Raw genomic sequence first — 24604 nt, forward strand, 5'->3', positions numbered from 1 at the left:
AGGGATTAATTCAACGATTGAATTGTCAAAGCGCTGCCGCCCAAACGCAGGCGCGCCGCTTTGCCATAAAATTCGGCCGGAATGTTATCACTCAGCCAGTATTCCCCCGCGATGGACACCAGTTCCGCCGAGAGGTTAGTGCAAAATATTTGGGCATCTCTGTCGCCGCCAGCCCCGGCAAGCGCCCGTCCCCGCATCATGCCATAGACATGAATATTACCATCGGCGATAAGTTCCGCTCCGGCACTCACATGGTTTGTAACAATTAGATCACAGTGTGGCGCATAAATGCGCTGACCGGAACGTACCGGCTGATCAATCAAACGCGTTTTTGTGATCTGATTAACAACCGGCGGCGGGGCGACAGGTTCAGGTGCTGCCTGACGGGTTATTTTTTCTTTCCCTTCGGTTAATAAAGGGATCCCGGCGCGGTCAATTTCCGTTTTCAGGCGAGGAAGTTTACACCCGCTCACACCCATAATACGCAAACCGGTGACCGCAATCGCTTCATGAAGAGCGCGCCAGTCGACGGCATCTTCAATGCTGCTAATATTCACAACCACCGGAGCATGACGTAAAAAGGCGGGGGCCTGGGCGATTTTGTCTTCTAACGCCTGACGAATAACCTCGGGATTTGCATCGTGCAAATGAACGACAGATAAGGTGAAGCTACTGCCCTTAAGTTCGATTGGCGTATTTGACATCCTGGCCTTACTCAATTTGCTGTTTATCACCCGCCGAAGTGCGGTGATATTCCGAAGACTAAAAGGCATGTTATAGTCACTCATATATTGAGGCAAGTGACCACAGGTCTAATTCCGAGTAAAACTATGTTTTGTGTGATCTATCGAAGTACTAAACGTGAGCAAACCTATTTATATGTCGAAAAAAGGGACGATTTCTCCCGCGTTCCCGACGAATTAATGCAAGGCTTCGGTACACCAAAATTGGCAATGATTCTGCCGCTTGATGGGCGGAAAAAAACCATTCACGCCGACCTGGATAAGGTGAAACAGGCCCTGACCGAACAAGGCTATTACCTGCAACTTCCCCCTCCGACTGAAAATTTACTCAAGAAACACCTGGCGGAACAGGGGAATAAATCTGATTAACCCATAGAGGGATAAAAATGTATCAACATCATAACTGGCAGGGTGCGTTACTGGATTATCCGGTGAGCAAAGTGGTTTGCGTGGGCAGCAACTATGCCAACCACATTAAGGAGATGGGCAGTGCAACGCCGGACGAGCCGGTGCTGTTTATTAAACCTGAAACGGCGCTATGCGATATCCGCCAGCCGTTGGTGCTTCCTGAAGGATTAGGTTCGGTACATCATGAAATCGAACTGGCGGTGCTGATTGGCAGCACGCTGCGTCAGGCAACCGAAGATCATGTGCTAAAAGCGATTGCAGGTTATGGCGTGGCGCTGGATCTGACTTTGCGTGACCTGCAGGGTAAATTAAAAAAAGCCGGTCAGCCGTGGGAAAAGGCGAAGGGTTTTGATAACTCCTGTCCAATCTCCGGATTTGTTCCTGCGGCAGAATTTCACGGTGACGCGCAAAACACGCCGTTGAGCCTGAAGATTAATGGTGATGTGCGCCAGCAGGGCACAACCGCTGACATGATCCATAAAATTGTGCCGCTTATTGCCTACATGTCGCGCTTCTTCACTCTGAAGGCGGGTGATGTGGTGCTGACCGGCACGCCGGAAGGCGTAGGTCCGCTAAGCAGCGGCGACGAACTGGAAGTGGGTTTCAACGGATTATCGTTGACCACCCGCGTGCTGTAACGTCCGCTTGCCGCCTTCTCCGGGCGGCAAAACTTGCATCGGCGTGCCAGACTGGTTATAAGGTGCACCCTGAATTGCAATGACGGACATCCCAATGAGCGAACAACCTTTCTGGCAACAAAAAACACTGGATGAAATGACCGACGCGGAGTGGGAATCACTGTGTGACGGCTGCGGACAGTGCTGCCTGCATAAGCTGATGGATGAGGATACCGACGAAATCTACTTTACTAACGTCGCCTGCCGTCAGCTTAATATCAAAACTTGTCAGTGCCGCAACTACGAGCGCCGCTTCGAATATGAACCGGACTGCATTAAGCTAACCCGCGACAATTTACCGACGTTTGAATGGCTGCCGCCGAGCTGTGCTTATCGCTTACTGGCTGAAGGTAAACCGCTGCCGCACTGGCACCCGTTGTTGACCGGCTCGAAGGCCGCGATGCATGGCGAACGTATCTCCGTTCGCCATATTGCCGTTAAAGAGTCCAACGTAGTGGACTGGCAAGATCACATCCTGAATAAACCAGATTGGGCGCAATAAGGCGCTCAGTTAATCTTTCTTCGCGTGAAACAGCCCGCTTTCGCCGTCAGCGTCATCTTCAACCCAGAAATTGATATTGAACTGCGCATCGTCGCTTAATTCGATACGATGCCAGTACTGCGGCGGACTGGTGGCGAACTGACCGGCATTGATGACCACTTCCGCCTCTGGCTCCGTCGCCTGCTCATCAGCAAAACCATAGTACGTCACCGTTCCTTCCATGACGCAAAGCTGGCCGAAAACACCGGCGGTGGTATTGTGGTGCGTCAGCAGAGCGGCAGGAACGTTCTGTTTGGTGAAGAACGGGGTGGAGCGTTTTACTTTCCAGTTAGCGGGAATACGTAGATGAGACATCATGAGCTCCTTAGTGAATACGAATAAGATGTATTTAATATGCAACTTTAAGGGGCTGACGTCAACTCGCAGGCAAAAAAAACGCTCCCGAAGGAGCGCCTTAGTTGTAACTGGTTTTAGCGGCCGAAGAGATCGCGCTTTTTCGGCTTGAACGGCTGAGCGATAAGCACCAGTACGCCGATAACCAGGTAGGCGGCAAAGATCCCAACCAGCCACTGCGGCATTTCCAGCGTCAGGAACTCCCACTGGCGCACGGAACAGTCGCCGGTAGCGACGAATACCTGAGGCAGCCATTTATCCAGCGGCAGCCAAGTTGGGAAGCGCGCGGCAAAATCACAGGTCTGGAAGGGGGAAGGGTGAAGCTGAATCATGGTGTGCTCCCATGCCAGCTGTAGCCCGCGTAAGGCGCTGTAGAGCCAGATAACAATCGCTACATAGCGCAGCGGTGATTTTGGGGCAATGGCGCCGACAATACCAGCCCCCATCACGCCGAACAACGCGCTGCGTTCGTAAATACACAGTACGCACGGTTGTAGCAACATCACGTGCTGGAACCACAGTGCAACCAATTCAAGAATAAACGCGGTTAGCGCCATCAGGAGCCAGGCACCGCGTCCCCTTGAGCACTGGTTTAAAAATCGCAACATAATCATTTCCCTGGAACATGCTAAATCATGGCAGTGTAAACGAAAACCGAAGCGACGCCAGCAGCTAGTCTGAAAATATTACGTAAACGAATATGGAGTACCCAAACTTGCCGCCTGGGTACTCCCGTTTTTATTTAAGCAACTGCGGCGTAACCAGCCAGCCTTGATCCAGCATCCACTGGGTGGCTGGCATCAAGCTATACTCGACGCATGCCAGGCCTACCAGGGCCAGGACGATGGTATAAGGCAACGCCATCCACACCATACGACCATAGGAGAGACGGATCAGCGGTGCCAGAGCGGACGTCAGCAGGAACAGAAATGCCGCCTGACCATTCGGCGTGGCAACAGACGGCAGGTTGGTACCGGTATTAATGGCCACCGCCAGCAGCTCAAATTGCTGCATGCTGATGGTGCCTTGCTCCAGGGCTGCCTTTACTTCATTGATGTAGACCGTGCCAACAAAGACGTTATCGGAAATCGACGACAGCAGACCGTTAAACAGATAAAACAGTGACAGTTGGGCATGCGGCGAAGCCTCCAGGACAAATTCAATCACTGGGGCAAACAGCTGCTGATCGATAATCACTGCCACTATGGCGAAAAAGACCGTTAGCAGTGCGGTAAACGGCAGGGCCTCGGTAAATGCTTTGCCGATAGCGTGTTCATCGGTTATCCCGGAGAAGGTGGTAGCCAGAATGATCACCGACAGACCAATCAGGCCAACTTCAGCAAGGTGCAGCGCCAGCGCTGTGATAAGCCAGACGCCAATAATACCCTGAGCGATAAGACGCAGGCGATCCTGGCGACTACGAGTCTGGCGGCTGCGATCGTCGAAATCTTGCAGCACTTTACGCACGGTGGGTGGCAGCGGTTCGCCATAGCCAAAGATACGGAACTTCTCCAGCAGCAGACAGGTGACCAGGCCGCACACGAATACCGGCAGCGTGACCGGCATCATACGCAAGAAAAACTCACCAAATTGCCAACCCGCGGCTTTGGCGATAATCAGGTTCTGCGGCTCGCCAACCATGGTCATTACGCCGCCAAGCGCTGTACCAACCCCGGCATGCATCATCAGGCTGCGCAGGAAACCGCGAAATTGCTCCAGCACATCGCGATAGTGCTGATCGATATGGCTATCGTCGAGCAGATCGTCATCGTCCGGCCGCGCCGAAGCAACCTTATGATAAATGCCATAAAAGCCAACGGCGACGCTAATCACCACCGCCACAACGGTCAACGCGTCCAGAAAGGCGGAAAGAAAGGCGGACGCGACGCAAAACGCCAGCGACAACAGCATTTTGCTGCGAATACCTAATAGCAGACGGGTGAAGATGAATAGCAGCAGCTGTTTCATGAAGTAGATACCCGCCACCATGAACATCAGCAGCAGCAGGACTTCAAGATTACTGGCAACCTCTGCCCGGATATGCCCCGGACTGGTCATACCAATAAAAACAGCTTCAATGGCCAACAGACCGCCCGGCAGCAGCGGATAACATTTGAGAGCCATCGCCAGAGTGAAGATAAACTCGATAACCAGCAACCATCCGGCAATAAACGGATGAAGATAAAACACTATCGGGTTAATAATTAAGAAAATAATGAGAGTGAGCTTATACCAGTCCGGAGACTGGCCAAGAAAATTGCGCCATAGGGCGCGACCATAAGAGATTTCCACGACAGACATCCTTTCTCCGTCAAAATTGAAACAAGATTTTATACGTTACTATATGCAAGATTACCAGTTGCGCAAAAAGGGGCGCAACTTTCTTCGCATCGCGTTCATCAGGAAGTGAAAGTGTGAAATGAAAAGTTGAAAATGAAACGGCGATCCCTTTTTAATTACTTTCAGGCGCTATCTGCCCTATAGCGGCTCTGGTATGATGAGTAGAATTTGCAACGCTGTGTAATGGAAATCTTATTATGGTCATTAAGGCGCAAAGCCCGGCGGGTTTCGCTGAAGAGTACATCATTGAAAGTATCTGGAATAACCGTTTTCCTCCCGGCACGATCCTTCCCGCTGAACGTGAACTTTCTGAACTGATTGGTGTGACCCGTACAACCTTACGTGAAGTGTTGCAACGTCTGGCCCGCGATGGCTGGTTGACCATTCAGCATGGCAAACCTACGAAGGTGAATAATTTCTGGGAAACCTCAGGGCTTAATATTCTTGAAACCCTGGCGCGCCTTGATCACGATAGCGTACCGCAGTTGATTGATAATCTGCTGTCGGTTCGCACCAATATTTCAACTATCTTCATTCGTACCGCTTTCCGTCAACATCCGGACAAAGCGCTGGAAGTGCTGGCTCGGGCGCGCGAAATCGAAGATCATGCCGATGCCTTTGCTGAGCTGGATTACAACGTTTTCCGCGGTTTGGCTTTTGCTTCAGGCAACCCGATTTATGGCCTGATTATCAATGGGATGAAGGGGCTGTATACCCGAATTGGCCGCCACTACTTTGCTAATCCGGAAGCGCGTAGCCTGGCGCTTGGCTTCTATCACCAGTTGGCAAAGGTGTGTGAAGAGGGCCTACATGAACAGGTTTATGAAATCGTGCGTCGCTACGGGCATGACAGCGGTGAGATTTGGCATCGTATGCAGAAAAACCTGCCGGGCGACTTAGCCATGAATATGCGTTAAGCAAGACCATATGATAAAAAACGCCCGGCGAGAAACCGGGCGTTTTGCTTTTCAAGGTTATAGCGGGTTTTGCCGCGGCGGAGTGCGTTCGAGCAATTCAACGCTGCCATCGGCATTTTGTTGTTCCAGCAAAACGTCAAATCCCCACAGTCGGTGCACATGCTTGAGGACCTCACGGCGTCCCTTATCCAGCGGCACGCGGTTATGCGGCACGTAGCGCAGAGTTAACGAGCGGTCGCCGCGCAGATCGACGTTCCATACCTGAATATTCGGCTCAAGGTTGCTCAGGTTGTACTGTGCTGAAAGCTTCGCGCGAATCTCACGATAACCCTCTTCATTATGAATAGCTGAAATTTCCAGGTAGTTATTGTGATCATCATCCAGCACGGTAAAGAAGCGGAAATCACGCATGATTTTCGGCGACAGGAACTGGCTGATGAAGCTCTCATCTTTGAAATCACGCATCGCAAAGTGCAGCGTTTCTAACCAATCAGAACCGGCAATATCCGGGAACCAATATTTATCCTCTTCCGTCGGTGACTGACAAATACGCTTAATATCCTGGAACATCGCAAAGCCCAGAGCATACGGGTTAATCCCGCTGTACCACTGGCTATTGTAGGGCGGCTGGAACACGACATTGGTGTGGCTGTGCAGGAACTCCAGCATAAAGCGCTCCGTCACTTTTCCTTCATCATAAAGATGATTAAGGATGGTGTAGTGCCAGAACGTTGCCCAGCCTTCGTTCATGACTTGCGTCTGCTTCTGCGGATAAAAGTACTGGCTGACTTTGCGCACGATGCGCAGGATTTCACGTTGCCACGGTTCCAGCAGCGGCGCGTTTTTCTCCATGAAATAGAGCAGGTTTTCCTGTGGCTCGGAAGGATAGCGGCGCGCCGCTTCAATGGTTTTTTCCTCCTCGCGCTTCGGCAAGGTACGCCACAGCATATTCACCTGGCTTTGCAGATACTCCTCACGGCTTTTCTGCCGCGCCTTCTCCTCCTGGAGGGAGATTTTCTGTGGGCGTTTGTAGCGGTCAACGCCATAGTTCATTAGCGCATGACAGGAGTCGAGCAGTTTTTCGACTTCATCAACGCCATAGCGCTCTTCACATTCGGTGATGTATTTACGCGCAAAGATCAGATAGTCAATGATCGAGCTGGCATCGGTCCAACTGCGGAACAGGTAGTTGTTTTTGAAGAACGAGTTATGTCCGTAACAGGCGTGCGCCATCACCAGTGCCTGCATGGTAATGGTGTTCTCTTCCATCAAATACGCGATGCAGGGGTTGGAGTTAATGACGATTTCATAGGCCAGACCTTGCTGACCATGTTTGTAGGCTTGCTCGGTCTCGATGAATTTTTTACCGAACGACCAGTGCGGGTAGTTAATCGGCATGCCGACGCTGGAGTAAGCATCCATCATCTGCTCGGAAGTAATGACTTCGATTTGGTGCGGATAGGTGTCAAGACGATACAGCTTCGCTACCCGATCGACTTCTGCCAGATAGGTCTCCAGCAGCTCAAAAGTCCAGTCGGGTCCATCGCTTAAACGGGTTGTGTCCTTGTTCATGGAATCAATCGTAGCCATTAGCGCGCCCTCGTTGTTGATGGTTCTCTCTGTACGGAAAACCTCATAACAAGCATAGAACACGGTGCTACAAACTGCGTCCGCCAGCAATTTCTTTTCTTCGCGATTTCACAATCTTAAAGGCGTTATTCATTACTTTAATCAGAATTTTATTCTGCGTAAAAATGAAGCGTAGCAGGAGATAGTAAAACATTGGTGTCAGGTATCACGCGGCATCGTGTGAGATAAGTCACCATAAATAAAGCGTATGTTGAATAATATTTTCATCTGAGTTATCAATTTGTAATCAGATGATTGTTCTTTAACTATTACGGAGTCGCTATGCGAATCGTCATACTGGGAAGTGGGGTGGTTGGGGTCGCGAGTGCATGGTATTTAAGCCAGGCAGGACATCAGGTGACGGTTATCGACCGCCAACCGGGTCCCGCTGAAGAGACCAGTGCTGCTAACGCCGGACAGATCTCTCCGGGCTATGCCGCACCGTGGGCGGCACCAGGCGTGCCGCTGAAGGCGATTAAATGGATGTTCCAGAAACACGCTCCTCTGGCCATCGGTCTTGATGGCACCCAGTTCCAGTTGAAATGGATGTGGCAGATGCTGCGCAACTGCGACACTCGCCACTACATGGAAAATAAAGGGCGCATGGTACGGCTGGCGGAATATAGTCGCGATTGCCTGAAAGCGCTGCGCGAAAGCACCGGAATCCAGTATGAAGGCCGTCAGGGCGGCACCCTCCAGCTTTTTCGTACCGACAAACAGTTCGAAAATGCCACCCGTGATATCGCGGTACTGCAGGATGCGGGGGTGCCTTATCAACTACTGGAAGCGAATCGACTGCTGGAAGTTGAACCGGCACTGGCTGAAGTGAGCCACAAGCTGACTGGCGGTTTGCGCTTACCGAATGATGAAACGGGTGACTGCCAGCTCTTTACCACGCGTCTGGCGTTGATGGCTGAGCAGGCGGGCGTGACTTTCCGGTTTAATACTTCAGTAGATGCTCTGTTATATGAAGGAGAGCAAATCTCCGGTGTGAAGTGCGGAGCTGAAATCATCAAAGCCGACGCTTACGTCATGGCTATGGGTTCATATTCAACGGCGATGCTGAAAGGGCTGGTGGATATTCCGGTTTATCCGCTGAAAGGCTATTCACTAACGATTCCAATTGCACATGAAGACGGCGCGCCGGTATCGACTATTCTTGATGAAACTTACAAAATCGCCATCACCCGCTTTGATAATCGTATTCGCGTCGGCGGGATGGCGGAGATTGTCGGTTTTAATAAAGAGCTGTTGCAGCCCAGGCGTGAAACGCTGGAGATGGTGGTACGCGATCTGTTCCCGCGCGGTGGACACGTTGAACAAGCGACATTCTGGACCGGGCTGCGCCCAATGACCCCAGATGGTACGCCAGTGGTCGGTCGCACAGCGTATAAAAATCTGTGGTTGAACACCGGGCACGGTACTCTGGGCTGGACGATGGCTTGCGGTTCCGGACAGCTGATTAGCGATCTGATTTCCGGGCGTACTCCGGCGATCCCGTATGATGATCTTGCCGTTGCCCGCTACGGTCGTGGTTTTATCCCGACTCGCGCTCAACATCTGCACGGTGTTCACAATTAACAAGGAGCTTTCATGTCCCGTCCGGTCAAGGCCAGCATTGATATGTCAGCCTTACGACAAAATCAGCAAATTGTTCGCCGCGCGGCGCCTGGCTCGCGCCTGTGGGCGGTCGTTAAAGCGAATGCATATGGCCACGGTCTGGCGAGGGTCTGGAATGCGCTAAGCGCGGCAGACGGTTTCGCCATGTTAAATCTGGAAGAGGCGATCCTGCTGCGTGAACTGGGCTGGAAAGGGCCGATACTGATGCTGGAGGGTTTCTTCCACGCTGATGAACTGGCGCTGTTTGATAAATACCGCCTGACGACCAGCGTGCACAGTAACTGGCAAATAAAAGCGCTACAGCAAGCAAAACTCCACGCACCGCTTGATATTTACGTCAAGGTTAATAGCGGCATGAATCGGCTGGGCTTTATGCCGGACCGTCTGCAAATCGTCTGGCAGCAGCTACGGGGGCTCAAGAACGTCAGTGAAATGACGCTGATGTCGCACTTTGCCGAAGCGGAAAATCCGCATGGAATTGTGGAGCCGATGCGGCGCATTGAGCAGGCTGCCGAAGGGCTGGATTGCCCGCGATCGCTGGCTAACTCAGCGGCAACCCTGTGGCATCCGGAGTCGCATTTTAACTGGGTCAGACCGGGGATTGTACTCTATGGCGCTTCGCCTTCCGGTCTGTGGCAGGATGTGGCTAATACCGGGCTGAAGCCGGTGATGACGTTAAGCAGCGAGATTATCGGCGTGCAGAATCTGAAACCCGGTGAAGCTGTGGGATATGGCGGCATTTACAGGACCACGCAGGAGCAGCGAATTGGCATCGTGGCCTGCGGATATGCCGATGGTTATCCCCGCTTAGCGCCGAGCGGTACGCCAGTGCTAGTTGACGGCATACGCACGACAACCGTAGGGCGGATATCGATGGATATGCTGGCGGTGGATTTAACCCCTTGCCCGCAGGCGGGGATTGGCACACCGGTCGAACTGTGGGGTAAAGAGATTAAAATTGACGATGTCGCTGCGACCAGCGGCACCGTCGGTTATGAACTCATGTGCGCTCTTGCGCCGCGAGTGCCGGTTGTGACGCTGTAACTTAATGTGAGGCGGATCACTCCGCCTCATCTTCCGCCATCCGAACGCCGACTCTCAGGACGTGATCTTCCTCTTTTTCCGCCACCGTCCACACCATCCCGGCAAACTCCACCTGATCGCCGACAACCGGTGCTGCGCCTAATAGATGCTGGACAACGTCGCCTAGCGACTGCTGCTGGTCGCGGAACTCTTCGCCGCCGTCAATGCCGTAAATCTGCGCCACATCGGCGAACTTCGCGTTGGCATCAAGAATGAAATCACCGAAGAAACGCTGATCGAGCGCCACCGGCGGCGACTGGCTAAACATTTTACCCAGTGCGGGCAGATCGCGCTCGCGGCCGATTACGCAGAGAATGTCGCCTTCCAGCAGGCGCGTGCTGCCGGTGGGGTGCAGCAGAACGTTGTCGCGAAACAATGCCGCAATGCGCGTTTCTGGTGGCATATGAAGATCGCGCAAGGCCGCACCAATGCACCACTTCTCAGCGCTGAGCTGATAGACGAACTGTTCCCACGGATTCTCCGGGTGAATATCCAGCCCGACGCGGGAGATAGGCGAACCAATCGGCGGCACCACCACTTTGGCCTTTTTCGCCGCCCACGATAACGATGTTCCCTGCAGCAGCAGCGATACCAACACCACGAAGAAGGCCACGTTGAAGAACAAGCGCGCGTTCTCCAGCCCTGCCATCATCGGGAAGACGGCGAGAATAATTGGCACCGCGCCGCGCAGGCCGACCCAGCTGATGAAAATGCGCTCGCGCAGATTAAAACCGCGAAATGGCAGCAGACCGGCAAACACCGACAGCGGTCGAGCGATAAAAATCATCCACATCGACAGGATCAGCGCCGGGATAGCGATGGGCCAGAGATCGGACGGTGTCACCAGCAGACCAAGCACAAGGAACATGGCGATTTGCGCCAGCCACGCCAGGCCATCAAAGTTTTGCAGAATGCCGTGGCGGTTACGAATCGGTCGGTTGCCCAGCAGGAAGCCGCACAGATACACTGCGAGGATGCCGCTGCCGTCCAGTGAGGTGGTTACAGCAAAAATCATGATCCCGCCGCTCAGCGCCAGCAGAGGGTAAAGACCGGTAGGCAGCACAATGCGGTTGATCATCTGTAGCAGCAGATAGCCGCCGCCGAGACCAATGGCAATGCCCAGTCCGAACTGCTGTACGATATGCACCACGAATATCCAGCTCAGGCCGGTTTCGTGCTGCTGAATCATTTCGATAAGAGTAATGGTCAGGAACACCGCCATCGGATCGTTGCTGCCGGACTCTATCTCCAGCGTGGAGCCGACGCGTTCGTTCAGGCCTTTGCCACCAAGCAGCGAGAATACCGCCGCCGCATCGGTCGAGCCGACGATTGCGCCGATCAGCATTCCTTCAATCAGATTGAGGTTGAATAGCCAGGCTGCCATCATGCCGGTCAGGGCGGAGGTTATTAATACCCCCACCGTGGCGAGTGAAAGCGCGGGCCACAGAGCAACGCGAAAGGAACTGGCCTGGGTGCGCATCCCGCCATCCAGCAGAATCACCGCCAGCGCCAGGTTGCTCACCATATAGGCGAAAGGATAGTTGTCAAACGGGATGCCGCCGATACCGTCAACGCCTGCCAGCATCCCAATAGCTAAGAAGATAACCAGAATGGGGATGCCGAGGCGTGAGGAAAAGGAACTTAATAAGATGCTACAGGTTACTAAAACAGAACCCAGAATAAACAGACTAATGACCGCAGCGGCGTCCAATGTTGACGTACTCCTTACTGGCGTGAAGATTAATTAAAAACTACACCATTTTAACAATCTGACGCTTATCAGGATATGCGTTAGAGGAATTTTTATTCGGCCAGCACCGGATGCCCACTAATGGTTAACGTGGTGATGGACGCGTTGTTCACCAGCAGCGCCCGCGCACCGAGCGGTAGGGTCACGGTACGCTGTTCATGGCCGAAATCCAGGCCGCTGATGACAGGGATGTTAAGCTGCGCGCGAAGGTAGTCGTATACCATCGGCAGGTCATATCCGGCGTCGTAGTCATTGGCGTTTGCTCCGGTAAAGCTGCCGAGAATAATCGCCCGCTGGCGCGCCAGAATGCCGCTATTGAGCAACTGCAACAGCATTCTTTCGACGCGGAACGGATGCTCGTTAATATCCTCCAGGACCAGAATGCCGTCGCTAATTTGCGGTAGCCACGGCGTACCGATAAGCGAGGTTAGCATCGCCAGATTACCGCCCCACAGGGTGCCGTCGGCGCGACAGCTCGGCCCATCGCCGTGCCATTCAAGCGTAAACGCCGGATTATGCAACGCCTGCCAGAAATGATGATCGGTAAATTCATTAAGCGTTTCAGCGCCAAAGTTTCCGGCCAGCATCGGGCCGCTAAAAGTGATTATGCTACCCTTTGCCAGCAGGCCTATTTGAATTGCGGTGAAATCGCTATGGCCGCAAATGAGTAGAGGATCCTGCTGCTGGCGAGCGACCAGCCCTGACCAGTCAATGTGCGGCAGCAGGCGAGTCGCGCCGTAGCCACCGCGTACCGCCAGCACGATGCGGTTTTTGCCGTCGAGAGAGGCGAGCTGGTTGATATCGGCAAGGCGCTCACTCTCAGCTCCGGCGAAACGCAGCGCCCGGCGAGGGATAACCTCTTCGTGCGTGACCTGATGTCCGGCCTCCTGCAGACGTTGAACGCCGCGGTTCGCCGCCTCCTGGTTGATGCAATAACCGGAAGGAGCGATGAGATAAAACTGAGACATGACAATTCCTTGCTAAGAATGAAAGGGTTATCATGCCGCCTGGAGCGTTTATTGTCATCTTCAGGCGGCAAACTTCAGCCAATAAGGATAGATGTGTGAAATTGAGATGGTGTGTTTTTTTAGTGGTCTTGTTGGCCGGTTGTAGCTCGAAACATGATTATCGTAATCCGCCGTGGAACGCGGAAGTCCCGGTTAAGCGGGCGATGCAGTGGATGCCAATCAGTGAAAAAGCCGGTGCGGCGTGGGGCGTTGACCCGCAGCTGATTACCGCAATCATCGCCATTGAGTCCGGTGGCAACCCGACGGTGGTCAGCAAATCGGGCGCGGTTGGCCTGATGCAACTTAAACCTTCGACATCCGGTCGCGACGTCTACCGGCGCATGGGCTGGAGCGGCGATCCTTCGGTGAGCGAGCTGAAAAATCCTGAGCGCAATATTTCCATGGGCGCCGCTTATCTGAGCATCCTTGAAAACGGTCCGCTGGCCGGTATTAAGGACCCTCAGGTGATGCGTTATGCGGTGGTGGTTTCCTATGCCAACGGCGCGGGCGCGCTGCTGCGCACGTTCTCGTCTAATCGCCAGGATGCGATTGATGACATTAACGATATGGATGCCGATGATTTTTTTGAGCACGTAGCGAAGAAACATCCAGCCCCGCAGGCCCCGCGCTATATCTGGAAGTTACAGAAAGCGCTGGACGCGATGTAAGACATCCCCTCACCCCGCAGGTATTGCGTCCTGCGGGGTAAACTTTTCAGGCAACCTAATCCTCTGTGCGAAGCGAAGTGATATCACTTATCGGCCCAATCAACTCTTTATATTCCCGATAGTGTTCAGAAAGGGAATCCATGCCGTTTACCGCAACATAGAGCATGGCCGTGGCGTCATTCATTTCATCCCCATTGCTCGCGAGTTTTGCTCGTAAAGCATCAATGCAGGCATGGGCGGCATTATGAGAGATACCGTTGAAATCCAGACGGTTTTGCTCCCATATGGTGCTTATCCATAATGGCAACCACAGCGAACAGCCTATAAGCATTAACAACCAACTAAAGATGCTGTCGGCGATGTTGTGATAGATAAGCACTCTACAAACTAATATTGCTCCCAGGGTCATCGAAGGAATGCCGATCATCAGCACATTACACCAGCGGCGTAGTGGACTTAAGGCAATACCTGCATTGCGTATATGTTCCTGCCAGATGTTGATTCTGGCGATGCTGAGGCTGGAGGGCAGATCTTCGTGACACGGTTTTCGTACCTCGAAATGGTCAAATAATATTCTTTCTATAACGTTCATTTCGCAGGACGCATAGCGGCCATTGGCTAAAATCAGCACGGCCTCCGGGCTCCACAGATATTTTTTATATAATAAGCTAAACATTGCCAGCTGAATCACCCTTGTCCCTTCACCATCAATCCACGCCAATAACCACGGGTCGATATCGGTAACGTTCAGTTGAGTTTTAGCCGCAGGCCGTGTCAGGGTGATGATAATCCCTATAAGAAAATAAATGACCGGAATGATAATGGCAAAACAGACGAGAAACACCAGAGGGTGCATATGCATAATGAAATCCCACACGCTATTCCCCTTTGGTTAATCGAGCCGTTGCACAGAAAATGGATAATTTACCAGTCTGATGACTTCCTGGTATTCGCGATATCTCTCGGGGAGCTGGTTGGTTTTGCCGATGGCGACGCAATAGTCGGCTATTTCATCCGTCATCTGTTCCTTATCGGCGATAAGGGTATCCTTTAATTTATCAACATAACCACGCAGAAGATTAATTGAGATTCCTTCCCTGTCGAAGCGGGTCGCATTTAAGGTGATGAATAACATCCATAGCCACCACAGGCCGGAAACCACAAGCATAACAAGCCAGCTGAATACGCCGGAATTCAGCAGAGCATTATTATCGAACAACGTTTTCCAGGCTAAGGTGGCGATTAAAAAAATCGAAGGAACGGCAATTAGCAGCGTGTTCCACGTTTGTTGCGTGGGGCTTAGCATCAGGCCTGCGCAGCGGGTATCTTCAGACCAGTGATTTTTCTCGGCGACGTAGAGGGTTATGGGTAAATCCTTGTCGCTGGGTTTTGGCGTAGAAAAATGATCAAAGAGTATTTTTTCTACACAGGTCATTTTGTCCTCGGCGTACTGCTGATTTGCGCATAGCTCGATACCCTGGGCGGAGTGAATAATAGTGACGTAGTTTTTTCTTAATAGCCTGAACATCGCCAACTGAATAACGCTGGTGCCTTTATTATGCAGCCAGGCTAAAAAAGAGGGAGGAATGGAATAGGGGGGCGGTACCGGAGTGCCTTTCTCACAAGGGCGAGCCATCTTGATAATGATATTTACCAGGATATATATCACCGTGGTGGATAAAACGTAATAGCCCATAAAGGATAATGGGTGTAAATCGGAGATAAAACTGACGGCTGTTTTCACTTTTTATTCCTTGTGTCAGTCATGGCATGATTTTTCGGGAGATCCTTCCCGGTAGCCAGAGTGGTATGGTGCTCAAGATACCCGTAAAAAGATAACAGCGGAAATACTCTAAAGGAAGATGCGCGACGGAAGCCCGCCGCGCGAAGGTTTATTGTGTGGCTTTTTTATCCTCTGGCGTAGCCGGTTCATTCGCTGCGGGCTGTGCCGCCTGACCGACGTCGTCATTTGCCGCCGGGCGCGTAGTGGGAACGGAGTCACACGGTTTCTCTTTCGGACACAGCAGATCCAGCATCTTCAGCGTGACGCCGTTGGTCCAGCCAAAGCCGTCCTGTAACGGATATTCGCCACCGCCGCCGCCGGTACCCGTCGAGCTGACATCATACTTTTCAACCAGCTTCTGCTTGCTGTCGTAGGTGTGCTGAACGTTGCTCAGGAAACGCCAACTCACCTCCATGGCTATTTTCTCCTGACCATATTTTTGCAGGCCCTCAGCGGCGACCCACTGAAGCGGTGCCCAGCCGTTCGGCGCATCCCACTGCTGGCCGCTGTTCACCGTAGTGGTCGTTATGCCGCCAGGTTTGAGCAAACGGGATTCGGTCGCGGCGGCGACTTTCGCCGCGCGTTCGCTGGAGGCAGCGTTGACGTACAGCGGGAACAGCGCCGCAGCGGTCAGCTGATTGCGTACCTTATGGCTTTTCAGATCGTAATCCGCGTACCAGCCCTCTTTATCATTCCACAGGTATTGTTCCAGCGCTTTCTGCCGGGCGTTGGCTAAGGCGTCAAACTGCGCGGCTTTTGCGTTGTCTCCCGCCGCTTTACTGGCACGGGCGATGGTCTTTTCCATATGGAACATCAATGAGTTCAAATCGACCGGAACGATGCTCGTGGTGCGGATGGTGCCAAGCTGCTGGGGATTATCCATCCAGCGGGAGCTGAAATCCCAGCCGGAAGCTGCGGCAGAACGCAGATCGCGATAGATCTCAGTCGCCGGACGGTTAGGGTTATTTTTGGCGGTCGTGACATCATCCAGCCAGGATTCCGGGCGCGGGGTGTCGTTATCATCCCAGTAGCGGTTTAGCAGCGCGCCATCAGCCATGCGCACCACGCGCTTGTGCGCGCCGCCGGGCTCAAGCGCCTGCGCGCCATCCATCCAGTACTGGTACTCTTTCTCCATCTGGGGCAGCCATTTTTTAAGCGCCTCGTCACCATCATGTGTCGCCAGTAGTTCAACCATAAACGAGAAAAACGGCGGCTGCGAGCGGCTCAGATAGTAGGTTCGGTTGCCGTTGGGGATATGGCCCCAGGCGTCAATTTCAGCGGCGAAGTTGGTGACCATATCTTCGATTTTATCCCAGTGCCCGCTCTCCGCCAGGCCAAGCATGGTGAAATAGCTGTCCCAGTAGTAGACCTCGCGAAAGCGTCCGCCGGGAACGACATAAGGTTTTGGCAACGGCAGCAGCGAATCCCATTTTTCCACTTCCACGGTACTGCGGGTGAGCACCGGCCACAGCCCGTCAATATGCTGGCGTAACGTCTGCCCCTTTGGCGGCACGTACTGGTCGCTCTCTCCTGGCAGGGTAAAGTTGAGCTCGACGAAGTGGCGTAAGTCGAAGCTGGTCTGATTCTTCTGCATGCGGTAATCAGCAAGGATCATCAACGGGTCGCTGTTAGGGACGGCATCGGCAAAGGTTTTCTGGTCGGAGAAGAGTTTAGCGCTTTGCACATCGTTAAACAGCGGGCCAAGCAGAACGTCCGGTGATTGCGGGGTTGGGCGAGGCTCTTCAGCCTGTACCGTCAACGTCGCCAGGGTGAAGAGCGCGCCGCCGAGTGCCAGACGTAGAACATAAGGCAGGGTTGCGGGGCGATGGGAAACAGAACACTTCATTGATGGTTCTCCTTATCATGTAGACTTTGCGCCACTGCATTCGGTTATCAGAAAACCTTAGACGAATATCCGCCGCTGCGCGTGTCGGAGGTAACATTTTGCGCCAAAACAGACTATTTACCGTAGACCTGCCATCAATGATGGAAACATTATTTTGGTGAATATAGAAAATTGATAAAAAACGTAATCCACTAGTAAGAAAAATAAATAGACAAGCACTATGGCATTCTTATATGGGGGTTTTTATAACCTCAGCCCTTTTACTCAAAAATAAGCTGCCACGGATTAAAACATGTGATCTGACAAACAAAAATCCGCGCATTAATACCGTTGATGCCTGACAGGATCACATAAATAAAAAAACATAAATAATTTATAAAAAAACATAATGGCATCAGGACTCCAGATAAGTGAAAAATGCAGACATTACAGAAACCGGTTTCATTTTTTGCATAAAGGAGTGGTGTATGTCTGCTGGCGACAAAATTTCAGTCAGAGAAAAAGTAGGTTATAGCTTGGGGGACGCGGCGAGTCATATCGTGTTTGACTCATCCGTGGCCATCCTGGCCTACTTTTATACCGATATTTATGGTCTACCGCCCGCCGTGATGGGGACGATGTTTTTGCTGGTCCGTCTGCTGGATGCGATTACCGATCCGATTATGGGGGCCATTGCGGATGCCACCTCAACCCGCTGGGGGCGTTTCCGTCCGTGGCTGCTGGCTATTTGCGTCCCATTTGCGGTGAGCTGCGTACTGGTTTACTCCATTCCATCTTTCTCCGATTCAGGTAAAGTGGTTTATGCGGTAGCGGCATATATATTTATGACGTTGATGTATACGGCCATTAATATTCCTTACTGCTCGCTGGGCGCCGCGTTGACTTCCGATCCGCGTGAAAGTCTCTCCCTGCAATCCTGGCGTTTTGCCATCACCCCAATTGGTGGTGCGCTGGGTACCGCATTTATCCTGCCGCTGGCTGACTTTCTTTATCCGGGCGACCGTGCTACCGGGATTCAGGTCTCCATGGCGTTATTCGGTGTTATCGGTTGTCTGATGTTTATTATCTGCTTCGCGACCACCAAGGAACGCGTTCAGCCGATTAAAGAAGAGAATCTGAATATTACTCGTGACGTCAAAATTCTCTTTCGTAACGATCAGTGGCGTATTCTTTCGGTCTACAACTTTATGATGCTGGTTGCCGTGGTGATTCGCGGTGGTGCGGTAGTGTATTACGTCAATAGCGTGCTGAATAAAGGCGCTGATGTGATAACGATATTTATGCTCGGCGGGATGTTTGCCTCAATGCTGGGTTCGGTGCTGGCAAAACCGTTCGGTACGCGTTATTGCAAAATTAAATTTTCCTTCTGGGTTAACCTGATTACTGCTGCGTTGGGCGTAGTGTGCTTTATGGTTCCAGTGCAATATTGGATTCTGGTGCTTGGCGTACATATTCTGATTTCCATCATTCAGGGTGGTAACGGTGCGTTGCAGTGGTCCATGATCACCGATGTCAATAACTATGGCGAATGGAAAACCCAGCGCCGTATTACCGGGATGAACGTCGCGGCCAATATTTTTGTTATCAAACTGGGCGTGGCCGTAGGTGGCGCAATCCTCGGCTGGGTGCTGGCTTACTACCATTATGCCGCTAATACCGCAGTGCAGTCGGCTTCAGCCGTGCAGGGCGTGATGCTGTTGTTTACCCTTGTTCCCTCCGTGTTTTATGTTCTTACCGCAGTATCCATTCGGTTCTATGGCTTAACCGAAAATAAAATGAATGGCATTGTTGATGATTTGAAAAACGGAACTTTCGCAGAATCCTGATAATACAAAAGCAGGTTTAGGGGTTATATAGATTATTTTCTACATAGCCCCTGCTATGCCCAGGATGAAAGAAATAAACAATAACGAAATTAGGGATGGTAATAATGAAAGTGAAATATCTAGCTCTGGTTATTAGTGCCGTATTTTCCACTGGCGTAATGGCAGCAAAAAATAGTCCCTCCGAAGATATTAATAAACGCCTTGCGCAGCTCGAGCAAAGATTAATTAACGCTGAACAACGCGCTGCGGATGCGGAAGCTCAGATCCAGACGCTAACGCAGCAGCAGGCCGTCGCGGCGAAAAATGTCCCGACAGTGAAGGTAGAATCAGCGGAGCCTGTCGCTCCGGGGACTGAACCGACCAAACTGACGCTATCCGGTTATGGCGATATTAAGTTTTATGGCGATGTGGAATTCAATATGGACGGCGCCAGCAGCAGCGGTAGCCTGACTTCGGTAAAAACCTCCGCCAATAAAGACTGGGCACCGGGTAATAACGAGCGCTGGGATATCAACGGTCGTCTGCTGTTGGGTTTTGACGGAATGCGCAAAATGGATAACGGCAATTTTGCCGGTTTTTCCGTCCAGCCGCTGGCCGATCTGACCGGCAAAATGAATCTTGATGATGCGGTCTTCTTCTTTGGCCAGGAGAATGACTGGAAGGTGAAGGTGGGGCGCTTTGAGGCCTACGATATGTTCCCGCTGAATCAGGATACCTTTGTTGAATACTCTGGCAACACCGCCAACGATCTCTACAGCGACGGTTACGGCTATATCTACATGATGAAAGAAGGGCGCGGTCGTAGCAGCAGCGGCGGCAACTTCCTGATGAGCAAAACCGTTGATAACTGGTATTTCGAACTCAATACTTTGTTGGAAAATGGCAGTACGCTGTTCCAGGACGAGCAGTATCACGGTACCGATCTGGAAAATGAGAAAAACGTTGCCTATTTGCGCCCGGTTATTGCGTGGAATAGCGGGCGCTTCTCCACGGCCATCGCGATGGAAAGCAACGTGGTTAACAATGCCTACGGGTATCACAATGCTAAAGGCCAATGGGTCGACCAGTCCAGCCGTACCGGTTATGGCTACACGATGACATGGAACGGACAAAAAACCGATCCGGAAGATGGCGTCGTGACTAATCTCAACGTGGCTTATATGGACGCTGAGGATGAAACTGACTTCACCGCTGGCGTGAACTCACTGTGGCATGGTTTTGAGCTTGGTTATATTTACGCGCACAACAAAATTGAAAGCTTTAACACCGCCAATTTTGCCGCTAACTGCGATGATAACTGCTGGATCTCCGATCCGGGCGACTACGACATCCACACCATTCATGCTTCGTACCTGTTCCCGAACGTCATGAATATGAAGAACTTCAACGTCTACCTGGGTGCCTACGCGTCATGGATTGAGTCCAATCCGACCCACGGTGACGGTAATGAAGACTCCCGTTACGGCGGCCGTCTCCGCTTCAAATATTTCTTCTGATCAAAACAGAGCCCGCATTTTTGCGGGCTCTGCTCATTATGCCATTTAGCCTCCCACGGAGGCGCGAGTTAACAGGACGACACCATGTTTGACAGTAAAGCGGGAACCCCGCTGGAAGGGTTTGCTGAATTTGCTACCGCCGCCGCCGCCGAAGGCGCGGTGTTGCTGAGAAACGATCGCGGCATGTTGCCGCTTAGCGCTCAGCAGCCCGTGTCAGTGTTTGGCCGCACGCAGATTAACTACTATCGCAGCGGCACCGGTTCGGGCGGGGCGGTCAACGTGGTGAGTCATACCACCTTATTACAGGCTTTACGGGCGCGAAGCAGTGGAACGCTCAATGAGTCACTGGCCGCGCTTTATGAGCAGTGGGTCAATGATCACCCGTTTGATAACGGCGGCGGTGCATGGGCGGCTGAGCCCTGGTTTCAGCAGGAAATGCCGCTGAGCGATGAACAGATTCGCCAGGCGCGAGCCGTTTCAACGCAGGCGGTGATTGTGCTGGGGCGTACCGCAGGTGAAGATCAGGATAATGCTGATGTCGAAGGAGGCTATCGGTTAACCGCTGATGAGATGCGCCTGCTGCACCAGGTGTGCCGTGAGTTTGATGAAGTCGTCGTGGTGCTGAATACCGCCGGACTGATTGATTTGTCGTGGGCTGACGATCCCCTGTTGCGTAAGCGCATACGCGCGTTACTGTACGTCTGGCTCGGCGGCTCCGATGGCGCGCAGGCGGCAGCCTCGCTACTGTATGGCGATGTGACGCCTTCCGGCAAGCTGGTCGGCAGCATCGTTATGTCGCTGGATGACCATCCGGCATCACCCTGCTGGGGAGCACAAGCGCAAAATCTCTATCAGGAAGATATTTACGTCGGCTATCGCTATTTTGAAACCTTTTGCCCACAACGCCTGCAATTCCCTTTTGGTTTCGGCCTCTCTTATACCCGTTTTACCCTGCAATCAGCGCGGGCAGAAGCTTTCGGCGACCATATTCAGGCGTCGGTGACGGTCACCAATAGCGGCGACGTTTTCTCGGGGAAAGAGGTGGTACAGATTTATCTTCAGGCACCGCAGGGCGCACTGGGGAAACCTGCGCGCGTGCTGGTGGCCTTCGCCAAAACGCGTCTGTTACAGCCGGGAGAAAGCGAAACCTTAACCCTGCGTATCCCACTGGAGCGCTTTGCCTCGCTGGACGACAGCGGAGCCACCGGACATCCCCATTGTTATGTGATGGAGCCGGGGCTTTACCGCCTGCTGATGGGCAATAGCGTTCGCGATTTGCAATTGCTGACGGTTGATGGAGAAGCCGGGTACACGCAGAAGACGCTGCGGGTCCTCTCTCGCCATCAGCAGGTACTGGCGCCGACGGTGCCGTTTGTACGCATTAAGCCGGTTGCCGATGGCGAGGATGGCAGCTATCAGATTGAGTGGGAGGATGTTCCGCGTCGGGAGATTAATCTGCGTGCGCGCATCGAAGAGCGTCTTCCGCAGACCATCACTCTCACCGGTAATCAGGGGCTGACTCTTAGCGACGTCGCCGAAGGACGCGCCACGATGAACGCGTTTATTGCCCAGCTGTCGGTTGAAGAGCTGGCCTGCCTGGTGCGCGGGGAAGGGATGTGCAGCCATAAAGTGACCCCCGGCGTCGCATCAGCCTTCGGCGGGGTAGCCGACAGCCTGCTGGAAAAAGGCATTCCGCTGGCATCGACCGCCGACGGCCCTTCAGGTATTCGCATGGATAACGGCGCGAAGGCGACCCTGCTCCCCAGCGGCACGCTGCTGGCTTCCAGTTGGGACCCGATTCTCGTTGAACGGCTATATGTCATGGAGGGCAAAGAGCTGTTGCGTAACGGTATCGACCTGCTGCTGGGGCCGGGGATGAATATCCAGCGCCATCCGCTCAACGGCCGCAATTTTGAATATTTCTCCGAAGATCCATTGCTGACCGGGATGATGGCGGCGGCGGTGGTTCGCGGCATTCGCAGCGGCGGCGGAATTGCGACGCTTAAGCACTTTGCCTGCAATAACCAGGAGTTCGCCAGGGCCAAAGCGGACTCGGTGGTGTCGGAGCGCGCGCTGCGTGAAATCTACCTCAAAGGCTTTGAGTACGCGGTGAAATTCGGCAGCGCTAGCGCGGTGATGACCGCCTATAACCCGGTCAATGGCTATCACGCTGCCTCTAATTACGATCTCACCACCACCGTGCTGCGCGAGGAGTGGGGCTTTCGCGGTATTGTGATGACCGACTGGTGGGCAACGATGAACGATCCGGTCAGCGGAGGCGCGGCAAGCACCCACAACACTGCGGCGATGATCCGCGCGCAGAACGATCTTTATATGGTGGTGAATAATAACGGTGCGGAGGTTAATGCGGGCGGGGATAATACTCTGGAGGCGCTGGCAAAAGGCCAATTAACCCTGGGCGAGCTTCAGCGCTGTGCGATCAATATTCTCGACTTTATCATGCAGACCCAGGTCTTTAAACGCGGGGATAAACCGCGGGCGGATATCATTCGCCTGGCGGCAGAACCCGGGCGCGCTGGAACCTGTCAGGGGGCAATTAAAATTGCCGAGCAGTCGCGGCTGCGCTATGACGAAGATCTGGTGTTGAGCGTTGAACAGACGGCGATTTATGACGTACTGGTGAGCGTGTACGCTAACGGCGCGGCGCTGGCGCAAACCGCCTGCAATCTGCTGCTTAATGACCAGTTTGTGGCGACGATCCAGACCAACGGTACCCTCGGGCGAGAAATCGTACAGAAGCTGTGTCGGCTTGAGCTGCAACCGGGGAAATATCGCGTCGGCTTTGATTTTATCAAACCGGGTCTGGTGGTGGACTGGCTGGAGCTGAGACACGTAAATGATTAGCCATGATTGATGGTTCTGCCGGGCGGCGGCTGGCACCTTGCCCGGCCTACATTATTATGTGATATCGGTAAAACGTTTATGGTGTTATTGCCGTCATACCCGTATCAGGAGCCGCCAGTGAACCGACGTCATTTTTTATTCTTTAGCGCCGCCGCGCTGCTTGCGGTGAGCCGCGCGCGGGCTATGGAAGCGCAGACAACGCTGCGCCTGTGGCCGGGCGAGCCTCCTGGCGGTGGCGGTCCTGACGGACCCAGACGCTTATCCGAACGCGGCGCGCTAAGCCATATCGCTCAGCCTGAATTGACGGTATGGCGTCCTGCCGTGCCGCTCGGTCACGGTGTGTTAATTGCCGCAGGCGGTGGATATCGGCGCATTGAAATGGCGAAAGAAGCCTGGCCCGCTGCGCGCTGGCTAACCGCGCGCGGCTATACGGCCTATGTGCTGACCTACCGCCTTCCCGGTGAAGGATGGAAAGCGGGCGGCTTCGCACCATTGCAGGATGCCCAGCGAGCGCTGCGCCTGATTCGCCAGCGCGAGGGAAAAGTCAGTTTGTTGGGCTTTTCCGCTGGCGGGCATCTGCTGGGCATGGCGGCCTGTCGGTCCGATTTTGCCGCTTACTCGCCAGTCGACGCCGTGGATGACATATCACCCCGGGTCGACGGCGCGGCGCTGATTTACCCGATTATTTCCCTCGAACCGCCGTATACCCATACCGCTACGCATCGAATTCTCGCCGGACCTCATGCCAGCGAAGAGGTCGATCGCGCCTGGTCGGTACAAACTTACGTTAGCGCGCAGACGCCGCCCTGTTTTCTCGCTCAGGCAGAGGACGATAAAGTCTCTGACCCACACAATACGCTAATCATGGCCGCCGCCTGTCGTGAGCATCAGGTTGCCGTCAGCATGTACCGCTACGCCCGCGGTGGTCACGGTTTTGCCATGGGGCGCCCCGGCACGCCCACCGTCGAGTGGCCCGCGCATTACGCGCAGTGGTTAGCAAAGCGCTAGCATCGCGCGAATCAACTTGCGCCATATTGGTGCGTTTTTGGCG

Annotated in this window: 20 protein-coding genes and 1 pseudogene; 11 read left to right on the top strand and 10 right to left on the bottom strand. The window is 53.2% G+C overall.

Annotated features, from left to right (window positions below; all coding sequences use genetic code 11):
• Positions 1-5 precede the first annotated feature (5 nt).
• Positions 6-704: a septum site-determining protein MinC gene (gene minC, locus ACMYSL_RS11475; RefSeq protein ID WP_181486394.1), complete on the bottom strand. Its 699-nt coding sequence runs from the start codon at positions 702-704 to the stop codon at positions 6-8.
• A 126-nt stretch (positions 705-830) separates the two neighbouring features.
• On the opposite strand from minC, the gene ACMYSL_RS11480 reads away from it, so the two are divergent.
• From ACMYSL_RS11480 to ACMYSL_RS11490, 3 genes are all read left to right on the top strand, one after another.
• Positions 831-1112: a YcgL domain-containing protein gene (locus ACMYSL_RS11480; protein ID WP_110274245.1), complete on the top strand. Its 282-nt coding sequence runs from the start codon at positions 831-833 to the stop codon at positions 1110-1112.
• Between the two features lie 17 nt (positions 1113-1129).
• Positions 1130-1789 carry a fumarylacetoacetate hydrolase family protein gene (locus tag ACMYSL_RS11485; protein ID WP_434662902.1) on the top strand — a complete coding sequence of 220 codons (660 nt, stop codon included), beginning with the start codon at positions 1130-1132 and terminating at the stop codon, positions 1787-1789.
• Between the two features lie 94 nt (positions 1790-1883).
• Positions 1884-2330, top strand: a complete 447-nt coding sequence (locus tag ACMYSL_RS11490) for a YcgN family cysteine cluster protein (RefSeq protein WP_142670527.1) — start codon at positions 1884-1886, stop codon at positions 2328-2330.
• A gap of 9 nt (positions 2331-2339) precedes the next feature.
• On the opposite strand, the gene ACMYSL_RS11495 is transcribed toward ACMYSL_RS11490, so the two are convergent.
• The 3 genes from ACMYSL_RS11495 to nhaB all read right to left on the bottom strand — a co-directional run bounded on the left by ACMYSL_RS11495 (position 2340) and on the right by nhaB (position 5015).
• Positions 2340-2684: a DUF1971 domain-containing protein gene (locus ACMYSL_RS11495; RefSeq protein ID WP_434664037.1), complete on the bottom strand. Its 345-nt coding sequence runs from the start codon at positions 2682-2684 to the stop codon at positions 2340-2342.
• 116 nt (positions 2685-2800) lie between these two features.
• The gene (gene dsbB / locus ACMYSL_RS11500) at positions 2801-3331 is read right to left on the bottom strand and encodes a disulfide bond formation protein DsbB (RefSeq protein ID WP_110274241.1); all 531 of its coding nucleotides are present in this window, start codon (positions 3329-3331) and stop codon (positions 2801-2803) included.
• A 130-nt stretch (positions 3332-3461) separates the two neighbouring features.
• Positions 3462-5015: a Na(+)/H(+) antiporter NhaB gene (nhaB, locus tag ACMYSL_RS11505; protein ID WP_434664040.1), complete on the bottom strand. Its 1554-nt coding sequence runs from the start codon at positions 5013-5015 to the stop codon at positions 3462-3464.
• 245 nt (positions 5016-5260) lie between these two features.
• Between nhaB and fadR the strand changes: the two genes are divergently transcribed.
• The gene (fadR, locus tag ACMYSL_RS11510) at positions 5261-5980 is read left to right on the top strand and encodes a fatty acid metabolism transcriptional regulator FadR (protein ID WP_110274240.1); all 720 of its coding nucleotides are present in this window, start codon (positions 5261-5263) and stop codon (positions 5978-5980) included.
• A 57-nt stretch (positions 5981-6037) separates the two neighbouring features.
• Here fadR and ACMYSL_RS11515 read toward each other — a convergent pair whose 3' ends face one another.
• Positions 6038-7570 (bottom strand): SpoVR family protein, encoded by a 1533-nt coding sequence (locus ACMYSL_RS11515; protein ID WP_110274239.1) that lies wholly within the window; start codon positions 7568-7570, stop codon positions 6038-6040.
• Positions 7571-7891: 321 nt separating this feature from the next.
• Here ACMYSL_RS11515 and ACMYSL_RS11520 point away from each other — a divergent pair, with 321 nt between their 5' ends.
• Together ACMYSL_RS11520 and dadX are read left to right on the top strand one after the other, a co-directional pair.
• The gene (locus ACMYSL_RS11520; protein WP_182239530.1) at positions 7892-9190 is read left to right on the top strand and encodes a D-amino acid dehydrogenase; all 1299 of its coding nucleotides are present in this window, start codon (positions 7892-7894) and stop codon (positions 9188-9190) included.
• Positions 9191-9202: 12 nt separating this feature from the next.
• On the top strand, positions 9203-10273 hold the full coding sequence (gene dadX, locus ACMYSL_RS11525) for a catabolic alanine racemase DadX (protein ID WP_434662906.1): 1071 nt from the start codon (positions 9203-9205) through the stop codon (positions 10271-10273).
• Positions 10274-10355: 82 nt separating this feature from the next.
• Here dadX and ACMYSL_RS11530 read toward each other — a convergent pair.
• Together ACMYSL_RS11530 and ldcA are read right to left on the bottom strand one after the other, a co-directional pair.
• Positions 10356-12023, bottom strand: a pseudogene (locus ACMYSL_RS11530) (potassium/proton antiporter); the annotation flags it as partial.
• Positions 12024-12115: 92 nt separating this feature from the next.
• A complete protein-coding gene (gene ldcA, locus ACMYSL_RS11535; protein WP_434662908.1) occupies positions 12116-13030 on the bottom strand; it encodes a muramoyltetrapeptide carboxypeptidase in 915 nt (304 codons plus the stop codon).
• A 95-nt stretch (positions 13031-13125) separates the two neighbouring features.
• On the opposite strand from ldcA, the gene emtA reads away from it, so the two are divergent.
• Positions 13126-13737 carry a membrane-bound lytic murein transglycosylase EmtA gene (emtA, locus tag ACMYSL_RS11540; RefSeq protein WP_181485829.1) on the top strand — a complete coding sequence of 204 codons (612 nt, stop codon included), beginning with the start codon at positions 13126-13128 and terminating at the stop codon, positions 13735-13737.
• A gap of 55 nt (positions 13738-13792) precedes the next feature.
• Here the strand turns inward: emtA and ACMYSL_RS11545 are convergent, their stop codons facing one another.
• The 3 genes from ACMYSL_RS11545 to ACMYSL_RS11555 all read right to left on the bottom strand — a co-directional run bounded on the left by ACMYSL_RS11545 (position 13793) and on the right by ACMYSL_RS11555 (position 17366).
• Complete coding sequence (locus ACMYSL_RS11545) at positions 13793-14614, bottom strand: TIGR04222 domain-containing membrane protein (protein ID WP_434662911.1); 822 nt, start codon at positions 14612-14614, stop codon at positions 13793-13795.
• Positions 14615-14629: 15 nt separating this feature from the next.
• Complete coding sequence (locus ACMYSL_RS11550) at positions 14630-15481, bottom strand: hypothetical protein (protein WP_434662913.1); 852 nt, start codon at positions 15479-15481, stop codon at positions 14630-14632.
• 148 nt (positions 15482-15629) lie between these two features.
• Positions 15630-17366 (bottom strand): alpha,alpha-trehalase, encoded by a 1737-nt coding sequence (locus tag ACMYSL_RS11555; RefSeq protein WP_434662915.1) that lies wholly within the window; start codon positions 17364-17366, stop codon positions 15630-15632.
• A 467-nt stretch (positions 17367-17833) separates the two neighbouring features.
• Between ACMYSL_RS11555 and ACMYSL_RS11560 the strand changes: the two genes are divergently transcribed.
• From ACMYSL_RS11560 to ACMYSL_RS11575, 4 genes are all read left to right on the top strand, one after another.
• The gene (locus ACMYSL_RS11560; RefSeq protein WP_434662918.1) at positions 17834-19192 is read left to right on the top strand and encodes a glycoside-pentoside-hexuronide (GPH):cation symporter; all 1359 of its coding nucleotides are present in this window, start codon (positions 17834-17836) and stop codon (positions 19190-19192) included.
• A 104-nt stretch (positions 19193-19296) separates the two neighbouring features.
• On the top strand, positions 19297-20688 hold the full coding sequence (locus ACMYSL_RS11565; protein WP_434662921.1) for a carbohydrate porin: 1392 nt from the start codon (positions 19297-19299) through the stop codon (positions 20686-20688).
• A gap of 84 nt (positions 20689-20772) precedes the next feature.
• Positions 20773-23553, top strand: a complete 2781-nt coding sequence (locus tag ACMYSL_RS11570; protein WP_434662923.1) for a glycoside hydrolase family 3 protein — start codon at positions 20773-20775, stop codon at positions 23551-23553.
• A gap of 117 nt (positions 23554-23670) precedes the next feature.
• A complete protein-coding gene (locus ACMYSL_RS11575) occupies positions 23671-24561 on the top strand; it encodes an alpha/beta hydrolase (RefSeq protein ID WP_434662926.1) in 891 nt (296 codons plus the stop codon).
• Positions 24562-24604: the final 43 nt, after the last annotated feature.

This window comes from Klebsiella sp. MISC125, from assembly GCF_051131775.1.
Classification (GTDB): Bacteria; Pseudomonadota; Gammaproteobacteria; order Enterobacterales; family Enterobacteriaceae; genus Klebsiella.